Here is a 21,360-nt window from a genome sequence, read left to right on the forward strand (position 1 = left end):
TAAATATCGTTACCCGTACTACGTGTAACAACATCTTCAGTGTGCTAATCTGATGATGACAATTTGTGGAGAGATGGCTGAGTGGTTGAAAGCACCGGTCTTGAAAACCGGCATACGTTAATAGCGTATCTAGGGTTCAAATCCCTATCTCTCCGCCACTATACAGAAAGCCTGCAAAGTAATTTGCAGGCTTTCGTCATTTTCGACGTTTGAAAATTAGATGGAATTTGTATTAAATCCCAAGTCGGTCGCGACCCAGACTCTCTGTACAATTAAGAAGCCTCGCTAGAAATAGCGAGGCTTTTTTTATTTCAGCGCAAGCTGGAAATGAGAGGGGGTTGTCCCAATCTGGAAAACTAACTGGTCAGGTCTATCCATCTTCTCGAAGACATTTTGGTGACTCTTTTGGAGCAATCCAAAAACCGATTTCATGCATCACAGACTTTGGAGATGATGTCGTCGTAATCCGTAAAAGATTGGTTGCCTCAACCAACTCCAGACTTGTTCTATAGAGTTTAGCTCTGGAGAATAGGGCGGAAGTTTGATGACACTGACATTTTTAAAGTCATTGGCTTTATCTTTTATGTATTGGCTCAACAGCTCTCTTTGCTCGGAAATTAAGAATGGTGGTCTTCCTGTTCTTGGCTTTTCTTGTCGTCCTTCCAGCTCTTCTTCAAGAAAGGTTTGAACCTACTTATTGACACTGGTTCGGCTTACCTTGAGAAACTTGGCGATTTGTGTACGTGAGTGTCCATCTTTGAAATGAGTAAGGGTCAGTGGCCTCATTTTCATCTGAATGGATTTTTGCTGACTTGCGAGTTTTTTAAAGTCGATATTATTGAGGCTGTCCATAGCGAATCAGTTCTGTTGTTGGACAGCCTCAATTGGATCATGTTTTTACTTAGATTGGTATTGCTTGTCTGTTGAGTGGTGCTCATTGGTGTGGGTGGAGAAAAGCCAAAAAAACGATAAGGGTCAAACTGTAGCGAGTGGTTTAAGAGAGAGGGGCTGGGTTTGTAGTTAATGTAATACGTGTTGATGGTTATGGATAAATGGCAGGCAATAAAAAGCCGACAGTAAACTGTCGGCTTGATAATGTTGTTACTGGTTAGTCGTGCTGAACCAGCATCAGAGCTTTACGAGAGACTTCATGAGCTGCTTTGGTTAGATTTTGCTTCTCTAGTGTGTCTGCTAGGAAAGCATAGTCAGATACGTCTGAGCGAAGTTTTAGAGCTATTTCAAAGTGCTCCTGAGCTTGTTGCCATTTCTCTTGACGGAAGTAGAAGTGTGCTAGAGCGCTGTGTGCCGCTGCGTTGTCAGCTCCTTTCTTTACTACGCCTTCTAGGAAGACTACTACAGGATGGATATCTGGTAGGTTTAAGTCTGGCAGTAGTTGGTAAAGTTCTGGTTCAGGCTGCTTTTTCAGTGCTTCTTTTAGTACGGTAAAGGCTTCGGTATCGGCTTTACGAGCGATAAGCTCACGTGCAAAACAAGCAATAAGATGCGTGTCTTGCTTCACTTTACGAGCCAGACTGTTCCAATGAGAAATTAGCCCTTCGCTACCTTGTTGTTGCGCAACTTCATGCAGTAAACCACATTGTGCTTTCTGAATCAGTTCTGCTTGCTCTTCTTCCGTTACTAGCTTTGCTTTCGCCAGTTGTGGCATTAGGTCAATCAGTGGCTGCCACAATTTAAGCTGCATGTAAGTTGTTTTGAGTAAGTTCAAGACAATCGAGTTATTTGGGTATTGGCCTTTTAGCGATTGCAGGGTATCGAAAGCGGCTTCGAACTCATTATCACGAATAAATTGCTTGGCTCGAGTCAGTTCGACAGCGAGATGAGCATTCTCTTGTTGGCTAGCTAATGCAAGATAATGATCGCGTTTTGCTTTATCACCTTGACCTTGAGCAGCTTCAGAAGCAACGAGATAGCACAGTAGTGGCATATCGTGGTGATTTGCCCAACGAGTGACTTTCTTCTCTGCACCTTTCCAATCACCTTCAAGGAGCTTGATAATGCCTTCATTGGTGTAGCGACGAGAACGACGCATTTTACGTACGCTGAAGTAGTTCCAAGTGCTTGAGCTTGCGTAAACCAACTTTTTAATCAGGTATTCAAGGAGGAAAAGACCAGCTAGCGCAGCGATAACGAAGATCACCAAAGTGGTTACGCTCATCTCGATGGTCTTGTTTGCTATTGAGATCAGTACATATCCTTGTTGACCAGAAAACTGAGTACCGACAAATAGACCTGCACCTAGAACGACAAATAGGAAAATAAGGCGAATCATTATTTATCCCCCGTACCTGTCATTGTTGTGACTTCACGACGTAGTCGCTCACGAATCACATCCGATAGCTGAGATTGGCTTTCCAGTTTTGCAGGGTACTCAACTTGAATATTTTGTTGGCTTAATTGGTTGAGTGCTTTGTTGAATTCTTTCACCGCATTGTCGTCTTGATTGAAGAAAGCCATCGCCCACTTGTCAGCTGTCGTTAACGAAGTGGTGTAGATTTCGCCTTGTTCTTGGTAAACCGCTTTGATTGCTGTTTCAAGTTTGGCCTTGATGTTTTCTTTTAAATAGAAATGCTGCTCTGGAGACAATAATGGGATGACGTTGCCATCGCGAGTACGGAAAGTAATAAAGTTCTCAGAGAAGTCTTTCAGAGAGGTCATTAAATTATCTTGCCAGTTTGAAATGTCTTCTGATACTTCATGTTGAGCAACGACTTGGGCTTCCGGCAGTAGTGCATTTGCTAGAGGCAACTTATCTACTTGCTGCTGTAGAGCGGTTAAACGCAGAACAAGACCGTCACGGTCAATCAATGGGACAGTGCGCAGTTTGGTGATGTCGTTTGCCATCGCTTTACGCAGTTTAACTAAGCTTGGATCGTTTAGCGCGGCAATACGTTGGTCTGCGCTTTCCATTAGTTGAGTTGCGCTTTCTACGTCATGCTCTAAGAACAGTTTACGACCAGCCAACTTCACAAGGTAATCCGCCTCTGCCAATAGCCAGTCGTTTGGACGTCGGCCTTTCACATCTGCGACGGCGAGTTGTATACTTTCAATGCTCTTTTGTTGTTGACCAAGTACCACTTCTGCTTTGTGCGTTACTGTGGTCGCTTTCTCGATGGTTTCTTCTTTAACTTGGTTTAGCTCTTGCTTCATCGAAGCTTGCGCTTTTTCTAGTTGGTTTTGTAGCTGAGCGATTTGAGTTTGGTAATCGGCTTGTTGCTCATGAAGTTTATAAGCGAGACCGCCACCGAAGATGATTGAAAGAATGATCGCTACGGTGCCGAGTTTGACACCACGTTTGCCTTGCTTCTCTTCAAATTCAACCTTTGTTGGTTCTGCTGGTTTTGCTGGCTCAACCGGTTTAGAGGCTTCCTTTTTAGATTCAGCATCCTTTTTCGGTGCGTCTTTTTCTGCTAGCGGTGCCGATGAGGTTTCTTCGGAAAGGTTTTTATCGTTATTTTTTTGGTCGTTATTTTTACTTGTCATGCCTATATCCTGTGTAGCTAGGGCTGGAGAGCAGCCAGTAATTCTTGGTTGGATGCGCTTCCTGTGCACCTCACCTGAGTGAACCCCCTTTGAATTGCAATGTCAGCGATGCGCTGGCTGGGGATATACAACTCTTGTTTATTAAGCCAAGTCAATTGCTCTGACGTCAATTGGCTGCACAAATAATCCAGTTGTTCACCACTGGTGACGACGATCTGGTCAATTTGTAGGGTTTTCCATAGTGAGACACAGCTTACTGGATCGAATGGGATGAATTCTCTCTTGTAAGTCTCACTATAGTGAACTTTTGCTCCGCGTCTCACCAATGCATCTTTGATCAGCTCTCGTCCTCCGTTACCACGAAGGATAAGAACCTGCTGCTGTTCTACATTCTGTAACGCTGGAAGTCGCAATAAGTGTTCACTATCACTGACTTCGGGATAGTGTACTTTCTGTTGGGTGCATTTGCTTAAATAGTGTGCTGTTTTTTGACCAACGGCAAGGTATACCGCTTGTTTCGGCCATGATGCGCCATTGCTGGTTAGGATTTGCTGGGCACCTTGCACGGCGTGTCGGCTAACGGCGATAACTATTTGAGCTTGATGGAGATGAGTCGTGAGGTGCGTGTCCGTGAGATCGGCAACAATGTCGATCAGCGGATGGTGGTGTGCGGAAATGCCGTGCCTTTCGAGCAGAGAGCAAAGCGCGCTGCCTTGCTCTCCCGGCCGAGTGACCAACACTGCCATGATTAATCGTGGTCTGCGTACAGCTTGGTTAGAATGTCGCGGGCACCGCTATCAAGTAGCTCGTTAGCCAACCGGATACCGAGCGCTTCTCCATCTTTACGGTGACCACGCACTTCGCCACGCACAATTTCGCTGCCATCTGGTTCACCGACTAGCGCGCGAAGCCAAATTTCATCACCTTCAAGTAGCGCGTAGCTACCGATTGGCACCTGACAGCCACCTTCAAGAGTTAGGTTCATGGCACGTTCGCACAACACGCGATCGGCGGTGTCTTTATGGTTGAGTGGCTCCAGAAGTTTGAGTAAGCGTTCGTCGTCTACGCGGCATTCAATACCGACTGCGCCTTGGCCAACCGCTGGCAGTGATTGTTCTGGTTCGATAAAGCTGCGAATTCGGTCTTCCAATTTCAAGCGCTTTAGACCTGCGGCTGCAAGAATGATAGCGTCGTACTCACCCGCATCCAGTTTGCCAAGTCGAGTCCCCACGTTGCCACGCAGTTCTTTGATAATGATGTCTGGGCGGTATTCTTTCAGTTGGCATTGGCGACGCAAACTGCAAGTACCGACGACCGCACCTTGAGGGAGTTCATCAATGCTGTTATAGGTATTAGAAACGAAGGCGTCGCGAGGGTCTTCGCGCTCGCAAATGGTCACGAGGCCAAGGCCTTCTGGGAAGTCGACAGGTACGTCTTTCATTGAGTGCACGGCTAGATCTGCACGGCCTTCAAGCATGGCAACTTCAAGTTCTTTAACGAACAAGCCTTTGCCACCAACTTTAGCCAGCGGTGTATCCAAAATCACGTCACCTTTGGTCACCATGGTTACCAACTCGACTTCCAAGCCAGGATGAGCGGCTTGAAGAGCGTCTTTAACAAAATGAGCTTGCCATAGTGCAAGTGGGCTTTTTCGAGTTGCAATGCGAATTGGTGTGGATTGGGTCATGATCTTCTCAATGCTGTTTGGATTTGGCTTTATCCTACCATTCTCATAAAGAAATGCTTACTGTTAGTTAGTTATCTCGTGGGGCTAAGGAAGGATTTACATAAGGTTGTGAAAATAGTGTGACTGGATTCTCAATTAGACTAAGGACTATTATTAGTTAGAGGCGATTACAAGCGACACTACCGCGTCTTCATTTTTGTGACTAAAGTATGGTTTTACGTCCGGTGCGAATTACGGGTGGAAAACTTTACCAACTCCAATGAAAGTGTTAAATTGATCACGTTTTTAGGCCGTTTTGGTTTAAAACATCAGCAGATGTCCGTGATTGTTCAACCAAGGAATTACCCTTGCAGGCTTACACCTATACCATCATTCAGCGATTAGACAATTTGAACCAGCAGCGTATCGATCGCGCGCTGGCGCTTATGGATTCGCAAAGCCAGCAAGTTTTCCACTTGATTCCTGCCTTACTGAACTACAATCACCCAGTCATTCCGGGTTACTACGACGCTGACGTTCCGTACGGCGTACACGGGCTTGAACTCAATCCTATCCAACAGCAGTTCATCGACGATATACAACTCGCCATTGGTCAGCCACTCAAGACGGCAGAAAAGCCAGCGATCTTGGGCTTATATACCATGGGTAGTACGTCATCGATTGGTCAAAGCACTTCCAGCGATTTAGACATTTGGGTATGTATTTCGCCAGAGATGGATTGCGACGAACGTGAACTGCTCACCAACAAATGTTTGCTGATCACCGATTGGGCGCAAAGCCAAGGGGTGGAAGCGAACTTCTTCTTGATGGATGAAGAGCGTTTTAGAAGTAACCATTCTGAAGAGATGACGGGTGACAACTGCGGTTCCTCACAGCATTTGCTTTTGCTTGATGAGTTCTATCGCAGTGCGGTGCGTATCGCTGGCCAGCGCCTGTTATGGCAAATTGTGCCACCAGAAATGGAAGAGTGTTACGACGAGTACGTTTCTCAATTGTGCAGCGATGGCTACATCGACTGTAGCGAGTGGATCGATTTTGGTAAGTTGAACCGCATTCCTGCCGAAGAATACTTTGGCTCGAACTTATGGCAACTGTACAAAAGTATCGATTCGCCATACAAGTCGGTATTAAAAGCCATTCTGCTGGAAGCTTACTCGTGGGAATACCCGCACACACAACTGTTAAGTATTGATACCAAGCGTCGATTCTTTGCCCATGAGCCAGATCTCTATGGCATGGACGCATACTACTTAATGTTGGAAAAAGTTACGCGCTATTTAGAACGAATCCAAGACGATACACGTTTGGATTTGGTGCGTCGTTGTTTTTATCTCAAAACTCATGAAAAGCTGTCGCGTGAACCCGATGTCGGTTCGGTGGCTTGGCGTCGTGAAGCGTTGAGCGACATGATTGCGAAATGGAATTGGGATGACAGCGTGGTTGCCGAGCTCGATGATCGCCGCAACTGGAAAGTTGAACAGGTGAAAGTCGTGCATCATGCGTTGCTTGATGCATTGATGCAGAGCTACCGTAACTTGATTCAGTTTGCGCGTCGCAACGACATCACATCCGCGATCAGCCCGCAAGACATCAGCATTCTTGCGCGTAAGTTGTACGCTGCGTTTGAAGTGTTGCCGGGCAAAGTGACGTTGCTGAACCCACAAATTTCCCCTGATTTACATGAACCAGATTTGAGCTTCATCGAAGTTAAAGAAGGCGGGGTGAACAAGTCGGGTTGGTATCTCTACAAGCAACCATTGATCGCACATCGCATTCTTGGTCAGCCATGTCTTGAGCATCATGAGTACTTGAGCAAACTGGTCTCGTGGGCTTTCTTTAATGGCCTCATCACCGAATCCACGCGTTTGCATGCCGTGGTGCGTGAAGCACAGCTAGATATTGATAAGTTCTACCAAATGGTGAGTGACTTACGAAATACCTTTGCACTGCGTAAACGTCGTCCGACGATGCAAGCGTTAGCGAGCCCGTGTGAAATCAGCCAGTTGGCGATGTTCATCAACTTCGAAAATGACCCTACGTCAGAGCTGTCGGGGCGTTCACTGAAGGTGGATGTGAAAAATACTGATATCTTCAGTTTTGGTCCGGAACATAAAAACTTAGTCGGCAGTGTCGATTTGGTTTACCGCAACTCCTGGCATGAAGTGCGTACACTGCATTTCAAAGGCGAAACGGCGATGTTGGATGCGCTAAAAACCATTTTGGGCAAAATGCACCAAGATGCGTTGCCACCAGAATCGGTCGACGTGTTCTGCTACGCGAAAAACATGCGTGGAGTGATGCGTAATATGGTGTATCAGCTTCTTGCGGAATGCATCGACTTGCGTTTGAAGCCAGTGGAGCAAGAAAAACGCCGCCGTTTTAAAGCGATGCGTCTTGGTAACCAAACCTACGGATTGTTCTTTGAACGCCGTGGTGTGTCGGTGCAGAAGTTAGAAAACTCCATCGATTTCTACCGCAGCATTTCTACCAATAAGCTAAAAGGCTCGCCGCTGTTAATGCTCGACCGTGAGCAAGAATACCAATTACCAGAAGCGGTGGATGGTTTTGCCAGTGAAGGTTTGGTGCAGTTCTTCTTTGAAGATAACGAAGACGGTTTCAACATTTATGTATTGGATGAGTCGAACCAAGTGGAAGTGTATCACCAGTTCAGTGGCTCAAAAGATGAGATGATCGCTTCGGTCAACAGCTTCTACACTTCGGTTAAAGACGACAGCCGTGTGGCGTCTAAGTTTATTAACTTCAATTTACCGCAGTACTATCAGATCATTCACCCTGAAGAGGGTAACGCTTACATCATTCCTTATCGCAATGATGGGTGCTCACCGCATCGTCCTACTAAAGCGGTAAACGCGTAACGTAACCATATCCATAAACAAAAAGAGCACCTCGGTGCTCTTTTGGTTTTGGTGTTCATCGAGAGGATTTACGCCCAATCAATCTCTTCGCCAGCGTGTTTTTCACACTCTTGCTTCACCATTTCAAACAGCTCCATGCCCGTTTTTGAGCAGGTCCATTTGTCTTCTACTAACTTGAAGTGGAAACCACCCGATTTTGAGGCCAACCAAATCTCATGCATTGGCTCTTGGCGGTTGATGATGATCTGGCTGCGGTCTTCAAACTCTAATGTCATTACGTTGCCAGACACCTCGTAATCAATGTCTGCGCCTGAATCATCGATGGATTCTTCGATGATTTGCATCTGCGCATCCACCAGTTGATGAAATTCAGTATCGTTCATCCGTCTATCCTATTGCTTTTCCTGAGTGTGGTGCGATTATAGGGGGCATTGATTCAATAATCACGATATGCCAAATGAAAAAATTAGTAACTGTGTTGTTTGTGATGGCTGCCGCGATGCTGGCAGGGTGTGGCCAATCTGGCTCGCTTTACATCCCAGATGACGCACAACAAAACGAGCAATCACAATAAATAACCGCACCTTAGGGTGAAATTAGGGTTCAGCAGTCGAATTAAATAAGGGAAGCGAATTTTGGATTACTTCAACTATCAGGATGATGGCCAACTTTGGGCCGAAGACGTCTCACTTCAAGCTCTTGCCGAGCAATATGGCACTCCTCTTTACGTATATTCTCGAGCCACGCTAGAGCGCCACTGGAAGGCGTTTGATAGTGCTGTGGGTCAACATCCTCATCTTGTGTGCTACGCAGTAAAAGCCAACTCAAACTTGGGCGTACTGAACGCGCTGGCTCGTTTGGGTTCGGGTTTTGATATCGTATCTGGTGGTGAACTAGAGCGTGTGATTGCTGCAGGCGGTGATGCGAAGAAAGTCGTGTTTTCTGGGGTGGGTAAAACGCCAGCAGAAATGAAGCGCGCACTAGAGCTTGGCATCAAGTGCTTCAACGTCGAATCAGAGCCGGAACTCGAACGCTTGAATAAAGTTGCGGGTGAGCTTGGTGTGATTGCGCCTATTTCGCTACGTATTAACCCAGATGTTGACGCGAAAACTCACCCTTATATTTCGACTGGTCTTCGTGACAACAAATTTGGCATTGCGTTTGACCGCGCGCCAGAAGTGTATCAATTTGCCCAGAGCCTACCTAATCTGAATGTGCAAGGTATCGACTGCCATATTGGTTCTCAGTTAACGAGCATTGACCCATTTATTGATGCAACCGACCGTTTGCTGGCTTTGATTGATGACCTGAAAGCACAAGGCATCAACATTCGTCACCTCGACGTTGGTGGTGGTTTAGGCGTGGTATATCGTGATGAATTACCGCCTCAGCCTTCTGATTACGCGAAAGCGTTGTTGGGGCGTCTTGAAAATCATCAAGACCTAGAACTGATTTTTGAACCAGGCCGTGCGATTGCAGCAAACGCCGGTATTTTGCTCACCCGTGTGGAATTCCTCAAACACACTGAGCATAAAAACTTTGCCATCATTGATGCGGCGATGAATGACTTGATGCGTCCAGCACTGTACCAAGCTTGGCAAGATATTGTGCCTGTTTCCCCTCGTAATGGTGAGCCACAAACTTACGATTTGGTTGGCCCGATTTGTGAAACTGGTGACTTCTTGGGTAAAGATCGCGCGCTCGTTTTGCAAGAAGGTGATCTACTCGCGGTTCGTTCAGCAGGTGCCTATGGTTTTGTGATGTCTTCGAACTACAATACTCGTACCCGAGCGGCAGAAGTAATGGTGGATGGTAATCAAAGCCACCTTGTTCGCCAGCGTGAAGAGCTGACCAGTTTGTGGCAGCTGGAACAGATTCTACCGGAGTAACACACAACAAATGCATTTCCACTTTTCCAAAATGCACGGTTTGGGCAACGACTTCATGGTCGTCGACTGCATTACCCAGAACGTGTTTTTCTCGCAAGACTTGATCCGTCGTTTGGCGGATCGTCACACTGGCGTCGGTTTTGACCAATTGCTTGTGGTAGAAGCACCTTATGATCCTGAAACCGACTTCCACTATCGCATTTTTAATGCCGATGGCAGTGAAGTGGAGCAATGCGGCAACGGCGCGCGCTGTTTCGCGCGTTTTGTTCGTTTGAAAGGGTTGACCAATAAATACAGCATCAGCGTGAGCACCAAGAAAGGTAAGATGATTCTTGATGTGGAAGACGACGGTGAAGTGACGGTCAACATGGGTGTGCCAGAGTTTGAACCGAACAAAATTCCGTTCAAAGCGAAGCAGAAAGAAAAAACCTACATCATGCGCGCGGGTGACAAGACGCTGTTTTGTGGTGCCGTCAGCATGGGTAACCCGCATGTGGTGACAGTAGTGGATGACGTGGATACCGCAGATGTGGACACTCTAGGTCCGCTGCTTGAATCACACGAACGCTTCCCTGAACGTGTGAACGCTGGCTTTATGCAAGTGGTGAGTCGTGACCACATTCGTCTTCGAGTTTACGAGCGCGGCGCAGGTGAAACACAAGCTTGTGGTAGCGGCGCATGTGGCGCGGTGGCTGTGGGTATTTTGCAAGGACTTTTGGATGAGAGTGTGAAAGTATCGCTACCTGGTGGTGAGCTGCATATTTCTTGGCAAGGCCCAGGTAAACCACTCTTTATGACCGGCCCAGCCACGCACGTATTTGATGGTCAACTGTCGTGCTAGTCAAAGAAAAAGGAAACGGTTTGTCTCAAGTTGAAGCTGACGCATTAACTGCAGAAGTGGTGGCTGAATACCTAAAAGATCACCCTGATTTTTTTGTTGAGCGCCCTGAGCTGGTGGATCGTCTGTCTTTTCCACATTCGGATTTAGGTACGGTTTCGTTGGTGCATATTCAAATGAATCGCCAGCGTCAGCGTATTGAAGAGCTTGAAGAAGAGATCACCACGTTAATGTCGCTTGCGGCAAACAACGATCGTACCTTCTACGAGTTCATGGATTTGCAGGGCTCGATTCTAAAGTGCGGTGACTTCAAGCAAGTTATTAGCGCGATAGAGCTAAAAGCCAAAGATCTCGGACTGCGTGCGTATGTTCGCTTGTTTAGCCAATGCGATGCATCGACGCAACTTAGCAAAGAACATTACCAGCGTTTTGCGACCAACCACCTAAATGGCAAAGAGGCTTATTTGGGCCGTTTGCGTAAAGTGGATCGTGAAGCGTTGTTTGGCAATATGGATGTGCCAGAAATGGGTTCCTATGTGGTACTGCCGCTAGTGAAGAAGCAGACGCTTGGCGTGCTTGCGTTTTCTAGCGAAGATGGCGGTCATTTCCAACCAGATATGGATACCTTGTTTTTGCGTCACCTATCCTTAGTAGTGGCACATCTTGCTCAAACATTGGTATGGCAAAGTTACGATGACGACAACTCCCAACACTCCTCTGCCAAATAGTCTTCAAAAGCCTCTTGAACGCTTCTACGAATTCTTGCGAAGCGAAAAGGGGCTCAGCTTGCACACTCAACGCAATTACAAGCAACAGTTGGAAACCATGGCGCAGCATCTTGCCGAAATGGGACTGAAAGATTGGTCTCAAGTTGATGCTGGCTGGGTTCGACAACTTGCGGGTAAAGGCATGCGAGAAGGCATGAAGGCCAGCAGCTTAGCTACGCGCTTGTCTTCGCTGCGTAGCTTTTTCGATTTCTTGATTTTGCGTGGTGAGATGTCAGCCAACCCTGCCAAAGGGGTGTCTGCACCTCGTAAAAAGCGCCCGCTGCCAAAAAACCTCGATGTGGATGAAGTGAATCAACTGCTCGAAGTGAATGAAGATGACCCGTTGGCGATCCGCGATCGCGCAATGATGGAGCTGATGTACGGTGCCGGCCTGCGTTTAGCCGAGTTGGTCAGTGTGGATGTGCGAGATGTGCAGCTGCGCAGTGGCGAGCTTCGTGTTATCGGTAAAGGTGACAAAGAACGTAAAGTGCCTTTTTCGGGGATGGCAACGGAATGGGTTGGTAAGTGGCTACGCGTTCGTGGTGACTTAGCAGCGCCAGGTGAACCTGCATTGTTTGTGTCTAAACTCGGAACCCGTATTTCGCACCGTAGCGTGCAAAAACGCATGGCCGAGTGGGGACAAAAACAGTCTGTAGCCAGTCACATTAGCCCACATAAGTTGCGCCACTCATTTGCTACGCACATGCTGGAGTCGAGCAACAACTTACGTGCGGTGCAAGAGCTTTTAGGTCACGAGAACATATCGACGACCCAAATCTACACACACTTGGATTTCCAGCATCTAGCGCAAGCGTATGACCAAGCCCACCCACGCGCCCGCAAAAAGAACGGGGAGTGAGCCAAAGCATGAAATTTTACCGCCGTATCGAGCCGATTAAGGCCATGACATTCGATCTGGATGACACGCTGTATGACAACCATCCAGTGATTGTTCGTATGGAGCGCGAGTTACTGACCTGGTTGCAACAAACGCATCCTGCAGTGGCGCACATGGAAAAGGCCGACTGGTTGCAGGTAAAAAAACATGTGCTCCAGCAACGTCCAGATCTCAAAAGCGATGTGACGCTTTGGCGCCTAGTGCAGCTAAAGCATGCTTTTCTATCCGTTGGCTATGATGAAGCGCAAGCTCAAGTCGCAGCGGAAGAGGGCGTGCAACTGGCGTTGGAATGGCGCAGTCAGTTTGACGTGCCGCAGCAAAGTCTCGATGTATTGGCGGAGTTGGGAGAACGCATTCCTCTGGTGGCGATCACCAATGGTAATGTCGACTTAGATAAAATCGGTTTGACGCCATACTTCCAATGCGTATTAAAAGCGGGCCCTGACGGTCTCGCCAAGCCTGCTGCCGATTTGTTTGTCAAAGCGCAGCAGTTTCTCGATTTACCTGCCGAAAACATTCTGCATGTTGGTGACCACCTCACGACGGATGTACATGGTGCAAAGTTAGCGGGTTTTGCCGCATGTTGGTTTAATGATATGAATAAAAATGTCATTAATCATTCAAGAACACGTACGTTACCTGACATTGAAATCAATAGTTTGCAGCCGTTACTCACACTTTTTTAATTGCTTTCGCATTAATCCATTCTAAAGTCATTTTGTGCCTAGAAAAGCATCAAAAAGAAACGTAAATTACTAAGCCTAAAGTAAAAATAACGACGCCACTCATCGTGGTGAAAATAGTGTTACGGCAGTAGTAGGGTACATGCGAGCTTTTTCCAAACGGGTCCACGATGTAAGTCAGCTTAATGACTTTTTAGTCACTTCTCAGTTGCACCCAGATAAACAGTATTTGGTGCAAATTTTGTCTACGCAATCGCGAGAATGTGCGGCTGCACTCGCCAAAGCGGTTTTGTCGATGTTGCCCAATGCTCATGTCATCGGTCACAGTACTCGCAATGTAATTTTGGATGGCGACATTTTTACCTCTGGCTGCCTCATCAACCTGATTGAGTTTGACCAAACCACGCTAACGTCTGCCGTCCAAGCGTATTCTTTCTCTCCCGATATAGACGGTGGCGAGCTCAAACGTTCGCTGCAGTTACAAAGCAACTCTCAAGTCATCATCAGTTTTGCCGTGCAAATCGAACGTCGTGATTATCCTTTGTATCAAACTTTTGCGACCGAAAACGTGCGAGTGTCTGGTGGATTAGCGCAGACCATAGAAGACGGTTGTTGGGTGCTCTATCAAAACCAGACATACGACAACGCCGTAGTGGCAGTGGCTTTGCACAGTGATACTTTGAAAACTTGGACAGACGCGTATTCCGAGTGGAACCCAATCGGCATGCCGCACAAAGTGACGCATGCGAAAGGCACGCGCTTGTATTGCTTAGGAGAGCGTAAAGCCCTCGATGTTTATAAGCATTATCTTGCCGACGGGCACGACGTGACGATTAACCAATTACTCAGTTTCCCGTTGTATCGAGAGACGTTGGGGCGCAAGGAAGTTTGTACCGTCACAGAACTTCACGCCGATGGAAGCATGAGTTTCGATAGGCCGTGGTGCCTCGGTGATGAGGTTCAGTTTTGTTATAACCATCCTTCTCTGACGTTAGAACAAGTGCGTCATGGGGTGGTGGAACTTGCCATGCATCAGCCTGAAGTAGTGATGATTTACAACTGTGCCTCGCGGTTGGATTTTATTGATAGCAGCGATGAAGTGCAGGCGTTTATGGATATTGCCGCGACCTTTGGCAGCTACTGCATGGGTGAAATACATGGTGACATTGGCCAGCCAGAAATTCTTCACCACAGTTTGACGTACCTTGCGATGCGCGAAGGCGATGAGGTGCAATCGCTGAATTTGCCTAAACCGCAAGTGAGCGCTTCGATTTCACCGCTGTTTAGCTTAATACGCAATGCGATTGGCGATTTGAATCATATGAACGCTCACATGGGTTATCAACTTGATCGTCAAACTCGCAAGTTACAAGAAAGCTACCGTCGTGACAGTCGCACGGGGCTGCAAAATCGCGTGGCGCTGCAAGAGCGCTTAAGTCACATCGATTGTGACGAGCATTTGTTAACGCTTAAGCTGCTCAATTTCAGCCACATCAACGAAAAGTACGGGTATCGAGTCGGAGACCAGCTGCTCAAAGATCTGTCGATGCATTTTACCAATCGATTGAGAAAGCGCTTAGGCATGCCAGCGGCGCTGCAACTGTACAGCATTGGTGTAGGTGAGTGGGCTTTTGTGTTTAAGGCTGAACAAAGTAGCGAGACTATCAAACAGCACTTTACTCGTTTTGCTGATGCGGTTGAGCAAACTAACTTTGAGCCGCTCGGCCTGCGCGAAATTGATTACCTGTCTATTTCCTTGTGTGGTGGCTTGGTTAGCCGTCGTGATTTTCCTTCGGCTTCTCCTGATGAGCTCTTATTAAAAGGCATAGAAGCGCGTCGTTCTGGCGTTCGCAGCAACACGCATATTTGCAACGCTAAAGACATCGAAGTCAGTGAAGATGTACGTAAAGAGCAACTAGGGTGGTTGAGTTGCGTCAGCCGAGCGATTCTCAAGCAGAACATTATTACGTATAGCCAACCGATTGTGCACGCTTACAGTCATCTTCCTGCCAGCCAAGAATGTCTGGTGCGGATTTTAGAAGAAGACGGAACAGTGATTGCTCCAGGGCGATTTTTACCGATCATCTCAGACACGCATTTGTACACCAGATTGAGTCGTCACATGATCCGCTCGACGCTGCATTACATGCGAGATAAGAAAGGGGATTTCTCGATTAACTTGTCTCCGCAAGATTTGTTGAGCGACAAAACGTTGATGTTGCTGGAGCATGAAATCAGCCAGTTGAATGACTCGACGCGGATAGGGCTGGAAGTGCTGGAGTCTGAACAGATTAAAGATTACGGTCGTATGATAGAAGTGTGCAGCCATTTCAGAAAACTGGGTGCGCGCATTATCGTGGACGATTTTGGTTCTGGATACTCCAATATTGATGAGATCTTAAAGCTAGAGCCGGAAGTGATAAAGCTGGATGGCAGCTTGATTCGAGACATCGATAAGGATTTAAAGCAGCGAAAAATAGCTTCTCAGTTGGTGCGTTTGTGCCAGGTGTTTAATGCAGAAACGGTCGCGGAGTTTGTGCACAATCGAGAGGTGTGCAAAATCGCGCAGGATATGGGCGTCGATTATCTGCAAGGCTACTACTTAGGTGAACCTACGCGTCTGTTTTAGTCGTGTTTCACGTGAAACAATGCCAATAAAAAAACGCAGCCTTGGCTGCGTTTTTTGTTTCGTCGATTGGGTTTATTCGAGAGAGCGTGGTGACGGTTTGAGAGCATGGCCACTTTTCTCGGCTTGGAACAGTACAAGGTAGTGAGCAAAAAACGTATGCATTTGCTGTTGGTTATCCTGCTCACCAAGTTGACCTAATAAGTGGGCAGCAACCTCAAAGGTGCACAAATTGCCTTGTTGCTGATTACGTCGCAGTTGATATTGAGAATCGGCGAGTACGGAAAGTCCCATGGTAGGGATACCTTCTAACCAGCGACTCTTATTGATCATCTTGCGTGCTTCTTGCCAGGTGGCATCCAAAATAATGTACAGCGGCATTTTGGCTTGTTGCTGGCTTTGCATTTCCACATGTTCGAGTGTGATGCTTTCTTCGCTTGGGAATAGAATCACTGGGTACAGTGATGGATTAGCCAAGCGAGTGAGCAACTCTGCTGGTGGTTGTTTGCGATCCCAGATTGCTTGCTCGACGTTGAGTTGGCAATGCTGTAATAGCTGGCCCGTATTGGTGTCACGAGTAAGCTCATTTGGGTGCATCAATAGCAGTATGTCGTGCTTGCTGGTGAGTTTAGGCACCAGCGAGCAAATACAGTTGAACTGAAAACCGCAATGGGGACACGGTTGTGACATTACAGTCGAACCCCTTCACGCACTGGGCTAATACCATCCGAGAACAGACGAACACCACTGATTTGTTCTGGTGTGGCTGTTGGTGCCATGCTCGGGTTCAGAGGGTAGCTTACGCCAGTGTACTGCATGACATGTTTTGCTGGTGTTGCGCCACCGCCACTAACATCGAAAATCAGGTCGCGCCAACCGTGCGACGTTTGTTGGCCGAGCATTATTGGGCTTCTTACCAGTGTAATTCGACTATTGAAGCGCCATTCTTTTTCATGGTTTTCGAACACCAAGAGCGTACAACCGCCTGAGCCGCACCAATCCAATTGAACCAGCAGTTCTTCATTACCATCACCATTGAGATCGTACGTTAGCCAGCGGTATTGGTTATTGCTTGGGTCGGTTTGATGGATGAAGAAGTAGTTACGTACCGCAGCATCGACTTTGGAATCGAAATCGGCACTGGATGGGACGTCAGCGCTGCCGATAGGTTGGTCTGCACGCTTCGTCGCCGGTTGTTGAACGCCTGCATCACGAACGGTTGCTGGGTAAAGCACTAAGCCACCATCGGCGATCGGGTACACCATGCTGCCCACTTTTTCCTTGGTGGCTTTGAGTTGGTTGCCTTCGCGCGTAAAGAGTCGCTCAGACATCAAACGTTGTTGCTGGTGGTGGGTCATCACAACTTGAACTTGCGACGGGCTCAACTGTTGCCAGAAACCGCGTTCCACTAATGGGTCTTGACCGTTTGAGTAGCTGTATTTCGTCGTGGCGCTGTGGTCAGGGTTTAAGGTCATTTGCACCTCAAAACCTTGTGATTGCGTTGAGGTGGCTACATAGGTATTTGCCCAGCTAAGCGTTGCATCAACGTTCGCTGCCATGCCACACCCTTGGTAAGTGTTTCCATCGTGTTTGAGTGTTGCTTTCCAGCCATATAAAGAGTCGCTCATGGTGTCTGAACAGAGGTTTTCCGTCATACGCAGTTCACCATCATCAAGCCTATAAGTGCGTTGGCGCGGCTGCAGTTGACTGCTTTGAATAGACAGCATTTCGGTGGTTTTACCCATCTGTTGGAACTTAAGCGCATTGGCTTCAAAACTGGCTGCCCAAGACGGCTCGTTGCCAAATACACGCGTCGGCTTTTGCGGTTGGCTGCAACGATTTGGGTTTTCGGTGGTGAGGAAGTTCACTTGCTCAACCACAAAGTTGGCATCGAAATCCGCAGAGAAACCATCAATGCCCGGAGGATTAAGATGACCGATGACTTCGCCATACATGGTTTGGTACGGTTCATTGCCGAGCTTAATGGCGCGTTGAATTTGTTGTGGTGACAGTTGCAACCAATATTGCTTGTCGCTGCCGCAAGGCATGATGTATTGGCTTTCATGGCCGATGATTACTTTGCCGCGCAACATAAAAGTTTGAGGTTGAATGGTTTCAGGCTTATCTAATGATGCTGGTGGAGAGGTTGGTGTTTCCGCGCCAGATTGTGGCGGTTGCGAACTACATGCTTGCAGAACCAACAGAGTGGCGAGTGCCACTGGGTTTTTCAAAGCCTTCATGTTATATCTTCCTCATTATTGTTACTCAATCGGCATCGGATGGCATTATGGCATATTGGTTATTTAAAACAGAACCAGATACCTTTTCTATTGACACGCTTAGAACCCAAAAGGTTTCATGTTGGGAGGGAGTTCGTAATTATCAGGCGCGCAATATGATGCGTGACCAAGTAAAGGTGGGCGATTTCGTCCTGATTTACCACTCTTCCTGTAAAAATGTTGGCGTGGCGGGGATTGCCAAAGTCGTGCGAGAAGCCTATCCCGACCATTTTCAGTTCGACCTAGAAAGTGATTATTACGACCCAAAATCGGACCCAGATAACCCTCGTTGGATCATGGTCGATATTGAGTTTGTGCGTAAAACCGCGCGGGTGATCCCACTGTCGGTCATGAAAGCGATGCCTGAACTTGAGAACATGCCACTGGTGAAACGCGGAAATCGCCTTTCGATCATGCCTGTGACCGAAGATGAGTGGGAAGCGATTCTTGGCAAAGAGAAGTTACCAAGCCAGAGATAAAAAAGGGCTGCAAATTGCAGCCCTTCGTGATTTTGTTGTTAACCCAAGGGTTAGAGCAGGTGATCTTGCAGGTAATGCGCCACGGCATCGTCTGCGTTGCTGCCAATCACTTCATTGTTTGGCAGCGCTTTCATCACTTTCTCGTGTGATGTGCCCATTACTAAGCCTTTGCCTGCCATTGATAGCATTTCTACATCATTCATGCCGTCGCCAAATGCAATGCAGTTTTCGAGCGTTAAACCCAGAGTTTCCGCGACTGCTTGTAGCGCGTGGCCTTTCGAAACGCCCGCACTCATGACTTCTAAGCACCAAGGAGTAGAGAACGCGATATTCAATTTATCGCCAAACTGTTCACGCAGTTTGTTTTCAAACACCACCAAACGTTCATGATCTTGCGCTGGATGGGTGAAGAAAATTTTCGCAATGCCGTCGGTTGGCGCTTGGTCTTCATCGAATAAGACGTATGTGAATTCGTCATGGAAATCACGCAGTGTTTCGTCGTCTTTGTTCATCAGCCAACTGTCGTTTTGATACATGTGGATAAGTATTTCGTGATCATGTTTGATCGTGTCGATCACGCCTTGAACCAAATCCGCAGGTACGTTTTCACTGTACATCAGTTGATCGTTTTGGTCATGAACACGCGCACCGTTTGAGGTGATCATGTAAGCCGGAATGCCCACTTGGCGACGAATGCTTGCAACGTCTACGTGGTGGCGACCCGTTGCAAAGACAAAGGTGTAACCCTTTTCATGCAGCGCTTTTAGCGTCTCTTTTGAGTAAGCACTTAGCTGATGGTTTGGTGCCAGTAACGTGCCATCCAGATCTGAGGCAACGATTTTAGTGATCTCTTTGCAAGGTAGCGATGTGCTCATGAAGCCCTCGTAAACGGTTTGGATAGAGTGGAACAGGTTGATTGCAAACGGAGTACAGTAGACTGACTAGATCATACTGCTCCGAATGCGGGGGAACTTAATGCTGCCTGCTTTCCTCGTTAAACGTGCGAGGTGGGCGAAACAGACGCAAGCAGTGTACGCCAAAATAAGGATGAAAAAGAGGGTAAATCGTTTGAGAGACATTTCCTCTTTAATCATTGCGGTGAAGTGGTCGCCTACAACTCTTATTGCATTTTTTCGTCTGACGACGAAGTAGGGTCATCCATAAAGCGGAAGATTGCATCGAGCGCTTGATTGCGGTACTGGTCTGTTTCGAACAAGATTTCATGTTGTGCGCCTTCAATAGAAAGCAATGCCGCATGAGGATTGGTTTTACGCAGCTTCTCGATAAAGCGTTTTTGCGCGAGATTGCTGACGATACGATCATTGCCTGCTTGAACCAGTAGCACAGGCACTTTTACTTGGCGAGTTAACAAAAAGCACTGTTTCGCTGCCATGAGTCCTTGCCATACCCAGCGCGTGCTTGGTCCGCCGACTTGCAGTTCCGGTTTTTCTGTATAGAGATTGCGAAACCACTGGTAGCGGCCTGCGCTTTGGCTGAGAGGATTGTCCTCAAAAGGCTTGGGAAAGTACGGCTTGTGGCCCGGCGCATAACGCGGCAGTGGTGACACGGCAGAAAGAATTTGCGTCACTGGGATAGCGATAGGCGATAAGTACCACGGCAAGTTAATGCCAAACATGGGGGCGCTTAAAATCAAACCAGTGAATGGGTGCTCTGGGTGGGTTTGCAGGTAGCGCGTCGCGATGGCACCGCCCATGGAGTGCGCGATGATAAAGCACTGCTGATATTGTTTAAGGTCGTGTTGTTTGATCACCACGTCCATATCATCAATATAGTCAGTAAAGTCATAGACGTGACCCATATCAGAGTCAGATAATAGGCGATCTGATAAACCTTGTCCTCGGTGGTCAAAGGAATACACATCGTAACCTTGGCGGTAGAGATCGTAAAACAGCTCTTGGTACTTCCAGGAAGATTCGATGCGGCCATTGACGATCAGCACGGCTTTTTTGTGTTCAGGGTTGGTGAGTTTGCACCAGTAGATTTTCTTTTTCTCTGTCCCTTTAACAAAGCCCTCTTGGCGAGTTTGCCAAAGTGCTGCGATCGGACCACCAATTGCTTGCTCAAATAAAGTCTCTTGAGTATAAGTCAAAGGTGAATGGTTAGTAGCCATTAGTCGATTACCTGAAGATACATTGTAGACGCGATGTATCATCGAAGAATTAGTGAGGAAATGCAATGGATACCCACGTTTGGTTGGCCTATGTGGTAACTGCAATCGTTTTTAGTTTGGCTCCGGGTTCTGGCACGGTTAACTCAATCAGCAATGGCTTGAGTTACGGCACGCGTAAATCGCTTGGCGCGATTGTTGGTCTGCAAATCGGGCTCGCGATTCACATCGCCTTGGTTGGCGCTGGCATCGGTGCGCTGGTGGCACAATCGGCAACTGCGTTTACTATCATTAAATGGGTAGGCGCGGCTTACCTTGTATGGTTGGGTATTCAGAAATGGCGTGATACTTCAGGCTTGATTGCCAATGAGAGTCACAAAGAGATGTCAGGTAGCGCATTATTGTATAAAGCCGTTTTAATTAACCTGACTAACCCTAAATCGATCGTCTTTTTGGTGGCGTTGTTCCCACAGTTTATCGACCCTGCAAAAGACCAACTGACGCAATTGTTGGCGCTAGGGGTGACGACAGTGGTAATTGATGCGTGCGTAATGTTGGGTTACACCACGTTAGCGGCGCAGATGGGACGCTTTATCCGTTCAGACAAGATCATGGGTAAAATTAACAAAGTATTCGGTTCAATGTTTATGGGTTGTGGCGCATTATTAGCGGCTGCAAAATCCTAAGCCATTTATAGGTAGTTCTATCG

Annotated in this window: 19 protein-coding genes, 1 tRNA gene and 1 pseudogene; 11 read left to right on the forward strand and 10 right to left on the reverse strand. The window is 47.4% G+C overall.

Annotated elements, in window-relative coordinates; translation table 11 throughout:
- Nucleotides 1-67: 67 nt before the first annotated feature.
- A tRNA-Ser gene (locus BIW15_RS04005) sits at nt 68-158 on the forward strand.
- A gap of 277 nt (nt 159-435) precedes the next feature.
- Here the strand turns inward: BIW15_RS04005 and BIW15_RS25445 are convergent.
- The 5 genes from BIW15_RS25445 to hemC all read right to left on the reverse strand — a co-directional run bounded on the left by BIW15_RS25445 (nt 436) and on the right by hemC (nt 5,188).
- On the reverse strand, nt 436-597 hold the full coding sequence (locus BIW15_RS25445) for a transposase (RefSeq protein ID WP_180710147.1): 162 nt from the start codon (nt 595-597) through the stop codon (nt 436-438).
- A gap of 511 nt (nt 598-1,108) precedes the next feature.
- Nucleotides 1,109-2,290: a heme biosynthesis protein HemY gene (locus BIW15_RS04015; protein WP_077280618.1), complete on the reverse strand. Its 1,182-nt coding sequence runs from the start codon at nt 2,288-2,290 to the stop codon at nt 1,109-1,111.
- A complete protein-coding gene (locus tag BIW15_RS04020) occupies nt 2,290-3,501 on the reverse strand; it encodes a uroporphyrinogen-III C-methyltransferase (protein ID WP_077280619.1) in 1,212 nt (403 codons plus the stop codon). Before BIW15_RS04020 ends, BIW15_RS04015 begins: the two co-directional genes overlap by 1 nt.
- 17 nt (nt 3,502-3,518) lie before the next feature.
- Complete coding sequence (locus BIW15_RS04025; RefSeq protein WP_077280620.1) at nt 3,519-4,247, reverse strand: uroporphyrinogen-III synthase; 729 nt, start codon at nt 4,245-4,247, stop codon at nt 3,519-3,521.
- A 2-nt stretch (nt 4,248-4,249) separates the two neighbouring features.
- Entirely contained in the window at nt 4,250-5,188 is a 939-nt protein-coding gene (hemC, locus tag BIW15_RS04030; protein WP_077280621.1) for a hydroxymethylbilane synthase, read from the reverse strand.
- 347 nt (nt 5,189-5,535) lie between these two features.
- Between hemC and BIW15_RS04035 the strand changes: the two genes are divergently transcribed.
- On the forward strand, nt 5,536-8,064 hold the full coding sequence (locus BIW15_RS04035; protein WP_005496375.1) for a class I adenylate cyclase: 2,529 nt from the start codon (nt 5,536-5,538) through the stop codon (nt 8,062-8,064).
- A gap of 68 nt (nt 8,065-8,132) precedes the next feature.
- On the opposite strand, the gene cyaY is transcribed toward BIW15_RS04035, so the two are convergent.
- On the reverse strand, nt 8,133-8,447 hold the full coding sequence (cyaY, locus tag BIW15_RS04040) for an iron donor protein CyaY (RefSeq protein WP_005459084.1): 315 nt from the start codon (nt 8,445-8,447) through the stop codon (nt 8,133-8,135).
- On the opposite strand from cyaY, the pseudogene BIW15_RS25045 reads away from it, so the two are divergent.
- The 7 genes and pseudogenes from BIW15_RS25045 to BIW15_RS04075 all read left to right on the forward strand — a co-directional run bounded on the left by BIW15_RS25045 (nt 8,427) and on the right by BIW15_RS04075 (nt 15,768).
- Nucleotides 8,427-8,638: pseudogene (locus BIW15_RS25045) on the forward strand (lipoprotein). The gene cyaY and the pseudogene BIW15_RS25045 sit on opposite strands and share 21 nt — an antisense overlap.
- 61 nt (nt 8,639-8,699) lie before the next feature.
- The gene (lysA, locus tag BIW15_RS04050; protein WP_065771460.1) at nt 8,700-9,953 is read left to right on the forward strand and encodes a diaminopimelate decarboxylase; all 1,254 of its coding nucleotides are present in this window, start codon (nt 8,700-8,702) and stop codon (nt 9,951-9,953) included.
- Between the two features lie 10 nt (nt 9,954-9,963).
- Nucleotides 9,964-10,794 carry a diaminopimelate epimerase gene (gene dapF / locus BIW15_RS04055; protein WP_005459097.1) on the forward strand — a complete coding sequence of 277 codons (831 nt, stop codon included), beginning with the start codon at nt 9,964-9,966 and terminating at the stop codon, nt 10,792-10,794.
- Nucleotides 10,788-11,519: a DUF484 family protein gene (locus BIW15_RS04060; protein ID WP_020839837.1), complete on the forward strand. Its 732-nt coding sequence runs from the start codon at nt 10,788-10,790 to the stop codon at nt 11,517-11,519. The genes dapF and BIW15_RS04060 overlap by 7 nt, the downstream gene beginning before the upstream one ends.
- Nucleotides 11,485-12,417, forward strand: coding sequence for a tyrosine recombinase XerC (gene xerC, locus BIW15_RS04065; protein WP_005459099.1), 933 nt, complete (start codon nt 11,485-11,487; stop codon nt 12,415-12,417). Before BIW15_RS04060 ends, xerC begins: the two co-directional genes overlap by 35 nt.
- 8 nt (nt 12,418-12,425) lie before the next feature.
- Nucleotides 12,426-13,142 (forward strand): 5-amino-6-(5-phospho-D-ribitylamino)uracil phosphatase YigB, encoded by a 717-nt coding sequence (yigB, locus tag BIW15_RS04070; RefSeq protein WP_029847443.1) that lies wholly within the window; start codon nt 12,426-12,428, stop codon nt 13,140-13,142.
- 139 nt (nt 13,143-13,281) lie between these two features.
- Nucleotides 13,282-15,768 (forward strand): EAL domain-containing protein, encoded by a 2,487-nt coding sequence (locus tag BIW15_RS04075; RefSeq protein WP_023623315.1) that lies wholly within the window; start codon nt 13,282-13,284, stop codon nt 15,766-15,768.
- Nucleotides 15,769-15,840: 72 nt separating this feature from the next.
- Here BIW15_RS04075 and BIW15_RS04080 read toward each other — a convergent pair whose 3' ends face one another.
- Nucleotides 15,841-16,455 (reverse strand): tRNA-uridine aminocarboxypropyltransferase, encoded by a 615-nt coding sequence (locus BIW15_RS04080; protein ID WP_031848964.1) that lies wholly within the window; start codon nt 16,453-16,455, stop codon nt 15,841-15,843.
- Nucleotides 16,455-18,005 carry a COG3650 family protein gene (locus tag BIW15_RS04085; protein ID WP_077280622.1) on the reverse strand — a complete coding sequence of 517 codons (1,551 nt, stop codon included), beginning with the start codon at nt 18,003-18,005 and terminating at the stop codon, nt 16,455-16,457. The genes BIW15_RS04080 and BIW15_RS04085 overlap by 1 nt, the downstream gene beginning before the upstream one ends.
- Before the next feature lie 47 nt (nt 18,006-18,052).
- On the opposite strand from BIW15_RS04085, the gene BIW15_RS04090 reads away from it, so the two are divergent.
- Nucleotides 18,053-18,523, forward strand: coding sequence for an EVE domain-containing protein (locus BIW15_RS04090; RefSeq protein WP_023623316.1), 471 nt, complete (start codon nt 18,053-18,055; stop codon nt 18,521-18,523).
- A 50-nt stretch (nt 18,524-18,573) separates the two neighbouring features.
- On the opposite strand, the gene BIW15_RS04095 is transcribed toward BIW15_RS04090, so the two are convergent.
- Nucleotides 18,574-19,398 (reverse strand): Cof-type HAD-IIB family hydrolase, encoded by an 825-nt coding sequence (locus BIW15_RS04095; RefSeq protein WP_005478981.1) that lies wholly within the window; start codon nt 19,396-19,398, stop codon nt 18,574-18,576.
- A 245-nt stretch (nt 19,399-19,643) separates the two neighbouring features.
- Entirely contained in the window at nt 19,644-20,654 is a 1,011-nt protein-coding gene (locus BIW15_RS04100) for an alpha/beta fold hydrolase (protein WP_005459120.1), read from the reverse strand.
- Between the two features lie 65 nt (nt 20,655-20,719).
- Here BIW15_RS04100 and rhtB point away from each other — a divergent pair, with 65 nt between their 5' ends.
- Entirely contained in the window at nt 20,720-21,337 is a 618-nt protein-coding gene (gene rhtB, locus BIW15_RS04105) for a homoserine/homoserine lactone efflux protein (RefSeq protein ID WP_005459098.1), read from the forward strand.
- Nucleotides 21,338-21,360: the final 23 nt, after the last annotated feature.

The organism is Vibrio sp. SALL6 (assembly GCF_002002385.1).
GTDB lineage: Bacteria > Pseudomonadota > Gammaproteobacteria > Enterobacterales > Vibrionaceae > Vibrio > Vibrio parahaemolyticus.

What these genes read in the sequence shown, in the direction of transcription:
- BIW15_RS04025 (WP_077280620.1), bottom strand. Translation starts at nt 4,247, where the DNA reads ATGGCAGTGTTGGTCACTCGGCCGGGAGAGCAAGGCAGCGCGCTTTGC.
- BIW15_RS04080 (WP_031848964.1), bottom strand. Translation starts at nt 16,455, where the DNA reads ATGTCACAACCGTGTCCCCATTGCGGTTTTCAGTTCAACTGTATTTGC.
- rhtB (WP_005459098.1), top strand. Translation starts at nt 20,720, where the DNA reads ATGGATACCCACGTTTGGTTGGCCTATGTGGTAACTGCAATCGTTTTT.
- BIW15_RS04090 (WP_023623316.1), top strand. Translation starts at nt 18,053, where the DNA reads ATGGCATATTGGTTATTTAAAACAGAACCAGATACCTTTTCTATTGAC.
- hemC (WP_077280621.1), bottom strand. Translation starts at nt 5,188, where the DNA reads ATGACCCAATCCACACCAATTCGCATTGCAACTCGAAAAAGCCCACTT.
- BIW15_RS04095 (WP_005478981.1), bottom strand. Translation starts at nt 19,398, where the DNA reads ATGAGCACATCGCTACCTTGCAAAGAGATCACTAAAATCGTTGCCTCA.
- yigB (WP_029847443.1), top strand. Translation starts at nt 12,426, where the DNA reads ATGAAATTTTACCGCCGTATCGAGCCGATTAAGGCCATGACATTCGAT.
- dapF (WP_005459097.1), top strand. Translation starts at nt 9,964, where the DNA reads ATGCATTTCCACTTTTCCAAAATGCACGGTTTGGGCAACGACTTCATG.
- BIW15_RS04100 (WP_005459120.1), bottom strand. Translation starts at nt 20,654, where the DNA reads ATGGCTACTAACCATTCACCTTTGACTTATACTCAAGAGACTTTATTT.
- BIW15_RS04085 (WP_077280622.1), bottom strand. Translation starts at nt 18,005, where the DNA reads ATGAAGGCTTTGAAAAACCCAGTGGCACTCGCCACTCTGTTGGTTCTG.
- cyaY (WP_005459084.1), bottom strand. Translation starts at nt 8,447, where the DNA reads ATGAACGATACTGAATTTCATCAACTGGTGGATGCGCAGATGCAAATC.
- BIW15_RS04075 (WP_023623315.1), top strand. Translation starts at nt 13,282, where the DNA reads ATGCGAGCTTTTTCCAAACGGGTCCACGATGTAAGTCAGCTTAATGAC.
- xerC (WP_005459099.1), top strand. Translation starts at nt 11,485, where the DNA reads ATGACGACAACTCCCAACACTCCTCTGCCAAATAGTCTTCAAAAGCCT.
- BIW15_RS04015 (WP_077280618.1), bottom strand. Translation starts at nt 2,290, where the DNA reads ATGATTCGCCTTATTTTCCTATTTGTCGTTCTAGGTGCAGGTCTATTT.
- BIW15_RS04020 (WP_077280619.1), bottom strand. Translation starts at nt 3,501, where the DNA reads ATGACAAGTAAAAATAACGACCAAAAAAATAACGATAAAAACCTTTCC.